Raw genomic sequence first — 7,705 nt, forward strand, 5'->3', positions numbered from 1 at the left:
TGACCGACTTCAACCCCACGTCAGCAGACGTCAACGTCACCGACTGCAGCAGCTGCTGATACTCCGCCACCGTCGCCGACCCGGTAAACGTCAACACCCCACCCGAGACATCCGCCGACACCCCAGTCGGCAACGACCCGTAACCCAGCACATCACCGTCAGCAGAATTGCCGANAGNNACNGTCGCCGANCCNANNTCNTCNGAATCCAGATCCGTGATCACCACCACCGGCGACACCGTAATCGGAGCGCCAGTCGTACCCGCCGCCACCGGCGACACCACCACCAACGGAGGCACCTCCACCGCCAACCCGACCACCGTCACCACCGTGGCCGCCGGCACCGTCGACGCGTTCCCCTCCCCATCAACCACCACAAAACTGACCGACTTCAACCCCACGTCAGCAGACGTCAACGTCACCGACTCCAACAACTGCTGATACTCCGCCACCGTCGCCGACCCGGTAAACGTCAACACCCCACCCGAGACATCCGCCGACACCCCAGTCGGCAACGCCCCGTAACCCAGCACATCACCAGCCGCGGCGCCACCCAACGTCACTGTCGCCGAACCAATATCATCGGAATCAAGATCCGTAATCACCACCACCGGCGACACCGTAATCGGAGCGCCAGTCGTACCCGCCGCCACCGGCGACACCACCACCAACGGCGGCACCTCCACCGGCAACCCGACCACCGTGACGACCGTGCTGACCGGGATGCTCGGCTGTTCCTGCTCGTCGACAACCCGGAAGGACACCGTTTCGATGGCGGTGACCGGCGAGGTCAGGGTCACCGAGGCCAGCAACTGCTGATAGGCCGTTACCGAGGCCGTGCCAGTGAAGGTCAAGACACCGTCGGCGTAGCTCGCGGCCACCCCGGTGGGCAGCGCCCCATGACTCAAGACGGGTCCGGAACCTGGATTACTGAGAGTCACTGTGGCGGAGACCAACTCGTCGGAATCCAGGTCGGTGATCACCAGAATCGGGGACACCGCGATCGCCGAGTCGGTGGTGCCGGCTGCGACCGGGGAGACCACCACCACGGGCGCCAACTCGACGAGTGGGTTGACGGTAACCGGGATCGTGACAGTCACTTCATCGGGCTGTGCGAGTCCGATCGCCCGGAAGATCCCGTGAAAGACGCCTTGGATGAGGCCACATATGCCTTCGAGATGCTCAGACGAGTCACTGATGACAACTTTGAAGCTGTCCTGCAGCGGTTCACCCGTCACGACAGTGGTGGGGGTGTAGACGAACTTCCCGGTCAGCGGATCCCTGACAACCAAACCGTGCTCCGGTTGCACGATGGTGTAGGTCAACGGGTCACCATTCGGATCAGAAGCCGGAACGTCCACCAGCAGTTGCCCGGTGAGTATCTGTTCGGTCGTCACCTGACCGACAACCGGAGACTTGTTGAAGAAGGTGTGGGTGATCTGACGGCGTACCCACGCCAACAAGGCATCGAACCACGGGGCTTGAGCGGGGGTAGCCGGATCTGCGAATGGTGACACCACTCCCGCCACGAGCGCTGAGACCATGTCGACAGATTCGACAGTTTGTTCGTCGGGTGCGGCGGTGATCGTCTCCGTGACCGTAGTCTCGGTGGCGACCACATCAACGATGGCAACGTCCTCCTCAGACGCATCGTCAGCATCGAGGAGCGTGCCCTCGTCGGTGTCGATCGCGGCGTCAACTTCCCCGTCGTCGACGGTCGACTCGGCAGGATTCACGACGGGTTCTTCGACGTCCGTCGTCGAGGTGTCATCAGTTGCCGACAGTGCGCTGGGCACGTCATCGGTAGTCGCTGGAGGATTTACAGGCTCCCCGGCCGGGAGATCTGACGGTGCCGCTACGTCGCTCGGATCGGCGACATCTTCGTCTGGCTCATCGCCGGGTTCGACGTCGTCCTCGGAGGGCCCGTCCTCGGAGGCCGCGTCGTCGGCCGTGGTGTCATCGGCCGTGGTGTCAATGTCCGAGGTGTCATCGGCCGAGGTGTCGTCATCCGAGGCGTCGTCAGCCTCCGAATCACCCTCCGATGAACTCTGGCTCGACCCATCGTCGGCGCGGTCACGCTTTTTCCGGGGTCCCGCCGACGAGGAATCATTGTCGGTCTTGGATCCTGCAGACACCGATTCCGAATCGCTGTCCGCGTAGGCCACCCCGGCTGAGTTCGCGACCGCCAGGCCAACACCCAGGGACACGGCCAGCGCGCCCACCCGGCCCACATGGAGCGCGTATCTTGACTGCGCCCTGCGCGCGTGTCTCGCAGTGCCTGCGCGTCCCGCGCCGGTGACGAGGTCCTTCGCCGCCCAGAACCCCGGTTCAGTGTCTGAAGAATTCCCATACTGGGCACGATGACGAGCCGGGGTCGCACACATACCTGGTCCTCCGTTTGCTCAGCCTGCGTATCCCCCCGCCGATTGTGTTCGCGCGGCGCCTATAAAAGGAGAGAGATGTGGCGTCGCAGGGACTTTGCGTATGGGTTGCACATCACACACACACGCAGCGTCATTGCCGCTCCCCGCCTCGTTCGTGCCACCAGCGCAGATTTGCTGAAACGTGCCACTATGGCCGTCGCCCGCCCAGCAGTATTGAGCCTAGGGCACGAGAGTGATTTTCATCACTGTGTTTGCTGCTTTGCTTGCATACGCAACCAAATAGAGAAGCGCTTTGGTGGCAGATGGGCCGGTTGAACTGGACTAACTTCCGCGATCTACCTATGTTGGCAAATTTGCGTGACCGAAAAAGTGAAGATCTGCCTGGTGGGGATCAATCGCGGAATGCCCCCTGAACCCCGCATGCCGAGACTCGGGCTGGGAGACGCAGGAGAGTCAAACGTCGGCGACATAATGGCATCTGAGTTCGCGCTTGCGTTGGATCGAGCCACGCTGCACTGCGCAGTACACGGCCGTCGAGTCGCATGCGGCCCTACGTCGGCACAGCGCCCGCGCGCGCACGCCGCAAGTTCAGCGCCACCAGCCCGCTATTTCCCGGGATCCGGCACTGAAGCCGGTCGCAGGGTTTGCCGTTACGACAGCGCAGGAATCACTTCTCGCTCGAACAGGTCGATGCCCGACCGATCGTAGGCGGCTTCGGGGCAGTAGCAGATCACGTATTCGCAACCCAGGCTGCGGAGCTTCTGCAGCGACTCGATGAGTTGCCCCGGAGTGCCGCTGCCTGACGCGGGCGTGCTCATCGATTGCAACATGGCGTCCGCGGCGGCATCCCCGGTGAGTGCGCCGATTCTGGACCGCACCCGACCGAGCCGCTCCTTGACCTCCGCCTCGGTGGCGCCGGTGACGACGTTGACGTTCGCCGAGCGGATGATCGCCCCGAAATCGCTACCCACCTCCAGACAATGGTCGGCCAGCACCTTCGACTTGTGGGCGAAGCCTTCCGGTTCGGAAGTGAAATTCGTGTACTGGGCGTACTTCGCGGCGATGCGTAGTGTGACCTTCTCGCCGCCACCGGCGATCCACAGCGGGATACCCCCGTCCTGCAGGGGTTTGGGTGCCACGACAGCACCATCGGCCTGATAGTGCTTGCCGTCGAACGTCACCACCCCGTCACGCCACGCGGCGCGCATGATCTGCACGCCTTCGTCGAGTCGCGCCAACCGGACCCCCGCCGAGGGGAATCCGTATCCATATGCACGCCACTCATGTTCGTACCAGCCGCCGCCGATTCCCATCTGGACTCGGCCGCCCGAGATGATGTCGGTGGTCGCGGCGACTTTGGCCAGGTAAACGGGGTTGCGGTAGCTCATCGCCGTGCACATCTGACCCAACTTGACTCTCGACGTGGTCGCTGCGAACGCAGCCATCAGCGACCATGCTTCGTGCGTGGCCTCGTCGGTCGGCATCGGGACGGTATGGAAGTGGTCGTACACCCACAGGGAGTCCCAGACACCACCCTCGTCAACGTGGGTGGCGAGATCGGACATCACCCGCCATTGGTCGCCGGGGTCGATTCCGACCAGGTCGAGGCGCCACCCCTGGGGGATGAACAGTCCGAAGCGCATGCCCTCTGACTTTAGAGGTGGTTGCACTGTTGTGGGCGGTGGATTCCGCCGAGAAGGCCCGGAATCTGTCACACCCCGCCGGTAGCTTGAAGGCATGGCACTTTCGAAGGATGAACGAGAGCAGTTCCTCGCCGAACCACATGTCGCGGCACTGTCCGTCCACGCCGGCGCTGATCGCGGTCCGCTCACCGTGCCGATCTGGTACCAGTACACACCCGGCGGCGACCCGTGGTTCATCACCGGGAAAGGTTCGCGCAAACACCGCTTGATCGAATCCAGCGGTTTCCTGTCGTTGATGGTCGAGCGCGTGGAACCCACCGTGCGCTATGTCGCGGTGGACGGTCCCGTCCTGCGTATCGAACCAGGCACCGACGATCAACTCGTCGAGATGACCAAGCGCTATCTCGCGCCAGAGCACGTTGAACCGTACCTGGAGTTCGCACGTCGTGAGCACGGCGAAAGCGTCGCGGTATTCGTCAAGGCCGAGCACTGGCTGTCGGCCGATCTCGGTGCGGTGTAGAAACTTCCGCGATGGCCGTCAGGTTCGACCGGCGTAGAGCGCGGCAACCTCCGGCAGGCTCACCTTCAAAGCGGGGTTTCGCGGCAACGCGTCGACCACCGCAAAGGCCACCGGCACGTTGTAGGCGGGCAAAGCGCCGCGTACCAGCGCTTGGAGTTCGTCGTCCGAAGGCGGATCAGTGTCGGCCGGGACCTCGACTGCGGCGAACGGCACCTGCCCGAGGCGCACGTCGGGCACGCCCACGACACAGGCATCCCTGACACCGGGGTGCGAAATGAGGACTTTCCGCACCGTTTCGGGCAACACCTTGAATCCCCCGCGGTTGATGGCGCCGTCGGCCCTCCCGTGCAAGGTCACGAAACCCTCGACGTCGATGCTGGCGATATCGGTGGTGCGAATCCAGTCCGGGCCCAGCGGACCCACCTTGGCCTCCAGCAACCCCTGCCGGCCGGCAGGAAGCACGGCGCCCGTCTCCGGGTCGACGACACGCAGTTCGGTGTCGGGCAGGGCACGACCCACACTGTTGCGCCTGGACTCGCCGAAGTCGCGAAGCATCTCCGGCGTCCACGCACACAGCGACCCTGCGAATTCAGTTGCCCCGTAGGCCAACCGGATCGGAATGCCGTAGCGATGCTCGAACTCGTCACGGGTCTCGGGATCCAACGGCCCCGAGGCGCTGATCAGGAACTCCAGCGACGCGAGATCCGCCCTCGGAACGTCGGCGTCGAGCAGCATGCGGATCACCGCGGGCTGCACGCCGCCGCGTGTGATGCGGTGTCTCCTGATCGCGTCGACCCAGCCGTCCACCGTGAAGCGTTCGAGCATCACAACCCGGCGGCCGTTGTAGACACCCGCGATCAACTGGCATACCCCGATGCCACCGAACTGCCAGTACGCGAACTCCGGAGGCGCAGACTGTGACGCGGCTTCACCGCTGGTCACGCTGAACACCGTCCGTTCCAGCACAGACGCTCCGAGCGCCTGTCGCTTCGGAGGCCCCGTCGTTCCACTGGACAGAATCTCTAGTGCGACACCGGGTTCGACCCGAGCGTGTTGACGGGCCTTGTCTCGGCGCTCCAGGCCCTCCACCGGGGCGACGGCCGGCGCTGTCAGTGAAATCGCGACGCCTGCACAACCTGCTCGCCTGGCGGCCGCGATGACGTCGCTGCTCCAGTCTTCTGGGTCGGCGACCACGGCCGACATCGCGAGCTTCTCGAGGTCGCGACCTATCGCTTCCGGTGACTGGAAGGAGTAGATCATCGAGACGGGACGGCCCGCGGCCAGGAATCCGACGATCGCGGCCGCGTGGTGCAGACGGTTGCGAACCACCAAGCCGACGGGGGCGTCAGCCGCGACGCCGGCGTTGTCCAGAGCGGACGCGATCGCATGCGCATAGGAGGTGATGTCGGCGCCGGAGTACCAACGACCTTCGAACTCGATGCAGGGCCGGTCGCCGTAACTGGCGAGCCCTGCTGCGAACTTTCCGGTGAAGCTTTCGGGCACGGACCCATTGTGGCGCTCTGGCGGCCGGGTGAACAGCCTCAGCCGGTTTCGCCGGTGAAACAACCACGGTATTCGCTGGGTGTTGTCCGCATCTGGCGCACGAAGTGATACCGGTAGGTCACCGGCGAGTCGAAGCCGACGCGGGCCGCGATCTGCTCGACAGAGAACGAGGACGATTCGAGCAGGGTGAGGCTGGCCTGGATCCGCTGCTCCGTCAGCCACTTGATCGGCGTCGTACCGGTCGCTTTGGCAAATTGGCGAAGGTAGCTGCGCCGTGACATCGCCGATTGTGCGGCAAGGTCATCGAGCGTGATTGCCCTGTCGAGGTGTTCGAGGGCCCAGGCCATCCCCGCGGCGATCCGTCCATCCGTCGCAGGCTCGGGGACCGGGGTGTCGATGTACTGGGCCTGCCCGCCGGCGCGGTGCGGCGAGATCACCAACCGGCGAGCCACGTCGTTGGCGACCTGCGTGCCGTGGTCCGACCGCACGATGTGCAGACAGAGGTCCAGACCGGCAGCACAACCCGCACTGGTGAGCACCCGGCCGTTGTCGACGTACAGCGGCGCCGGGTCGATGTCGACGCCGGGATAGCGCTGCCGAAACAGGTCTGCATAAATCCAGTGGGTGGTCGCAATCCGGCCGTCGAGCACCCCGGCCGCGGCCAACGCGAAGGCTCCCGAACAGATCGACACGAGCCGAGCCTGACGGTCGTCGGCTGCCTTTATCGCGCTGACCAGTTCCGGCGACGTGGGTTGCGAGACGTCGCGAATGCTGGGGATGACGACGGTATCCGCAGCAGCGAGGTCATCGAGGCCGTACGAGGTCCGGACCGTGGCACCGCCGAGCAACCGGACCTCCGGGGTTTCGGAGCAGAGCTTCACCGAATACCAGGGCGCGGGGATACCCGCGGAGAACATCTCGGACAACTCGGCCATCCCGAAGACCTCCGCCGCCAGACCCGATTCGAATCCTGACATCTCGTCGTAGGCAAGGATCGCGACCGTATGCATGTCACTATCTTATCGAAGAGCGACACCAGGGCCACTGTGTGTGGCCCGACCGACGCGGCAACATGGGGAGCATGTTGCACAAAGCACCCACGCGATGGAAGCGACCGCGCCGGAAGCTACTGACCCGCACTGTCATTCGCCTAGTGCGGGAGTTCGCGGCCGGCGTCGACGCCGGACACGCGATCGCACACGGCATGGCCCCGCCACCGGACTCGGCAGCGCGCGCCAAGTCGTAGCCGCCGGCGGATCACCGTTCCGTGCTGGCCATCCCGACGGACGCGGCGAGCGTAACCGGAACCACCGCAGCGTCATAACGTCCATCCATCGCCTCGCCGAGGTGGGCGGCGAGGCGGGAGACGGAGATCAGTGACGAGAGCACTTCGACCCTAGTTTGCGAGGCAACCCACAACACGCATGAACCCCCGCGACCAGATCGTCACGGGGGCTCATGCGGTGCGGACTACTTGGTCAGCGAGGCCGGTGGGGTGAAGCGGTCGCCGTATTTGGCTGCCAGTTCTTTGGCGCGGGCGACGAAGGCGTCCTTGCCGGTGCCGAGGGCACCCTGGTAGCCGACGATGAACTGGGCCGAACCACCGGTGTAGGGCGGGAACCCGATGCCCATGATGGAGCCGATGTTCGCATCAGC

Annotated in this window: 5 protein-coding genes; 1 reads left to right on the top strand and 4 read right to left on the bottom strand. The window is 64.6% G+C overall.

The window, feature by feature from the left end; genetic code table 11:
• Positions 1-3,033: 3,033 nt before the first annotated feature.
• A complete protein-coding gene (locus BEMPMBAN_RS29695; protein ID WP_159235049.1) occupies positions 3,034-4,026 on the bottom strand; it encodes an LLM class F420-dependent oxidoreductase in 993 nt (330 codons plus the stop codon).
• A gap of 94 nt (positions 4,027-4,120) precedes the next feature.
• Between BEMPMBAN_RS29695 and BEMPMBAN_RS29700 the strand changes: the two genes are divergently transcribed.
• On the top strand, positions 4,121-4,546 hold the full coding sequence (locus BEMPMBAN_RS29700) for a pyridoxamine 5'-phosphate oxidase family protein (protein ID WP_159235050.1): 426 nt from the start codon (positions 4,121-4,123) through the stop codon (positions 4,544-4,546).
• A gap of 18 nt (positions 4,547-4,564) precedes the next feature.
• Here BEMPMBAN_RS29700 and BEMPMBAN_RS29705 read toward each other — a convergent pair whose 3' ends face one another.
• From BEMPMBAN_RS29705 to BEMPMBAN_RS29715, 3 genes are all read right to left on the bottom strand, one after another.
• The gene (locus BEMPMBAN_RS29705) at positions 4,565-6,049 is read right to left on the bottom strand and encodes a class I adenylate-forming enzyme family protein (RefSeq protein WP_159235051.1); all 1,485 of its coding nucleotides are present in this window, start codon (positions 6,047-6,049) and stop codon (positions 4,565-4,567) included.
• 38 nt (positions 6,050-6,087) lie between these two features.
• Positions 6,088-7,059 (bottom strand): helix-turn-helix domain-containing protein, encoded by a 972-nt coding sequence (locus BEMPMBAN_RS29710; protein WP_159235052.1) that lies wholly within the window; start codon positions 7,057-7,059, stop codon positions 6,088-6,090.
• A gap of 460 nt (positions 7,060-7,519) precedes the next feature.
• Positions 7,520-7,705, bottom strand: a 186-nt coding sequence (locus tag BEMPMBAN_RS29715; protein WP_159235053.1) for a hypothetical protein, incomplete at its 5' end; no start/stop codon positions are given.

It is taken from the genome of Mycolicibacterium austroafricanum, from assembly GCF_902705885.1.
Taxonomy (GTDB): domain Bacteria; phylum Actinomycetota; class Actinomycetes; order Mycobacteriales; family Mycobacteriaceae; genus Mycobacterium; species Mycobacterium vanbaalenii_A.

Bases quoted from the DNA above. Each gene is read 5' to 3' on its own strand.
- BEMPMBAN_RS29710 (WP_159235052.1), bottom strand. From the start codon at position 7,059: ATGCATACGGTCGCGATCCTTGCCTACGACGAGATGTCAGGATTCGAA.
- BEMPMBAN_RS29700 (WP_159235050.1), top strand. From the start codon at position 4,121: ATGGCACTTTCGAAGGATGAACGAGAGCAGTTCCTCGCCGAACCACAT.
- BEMPMBAN_RS29695 (WP_159235049.1), bottom strand. From the start codon at position 4,026: ATGCGCTTCGGACTGTTCATCCCCCAGGGGTGGCGCCTCGACCTGGTC.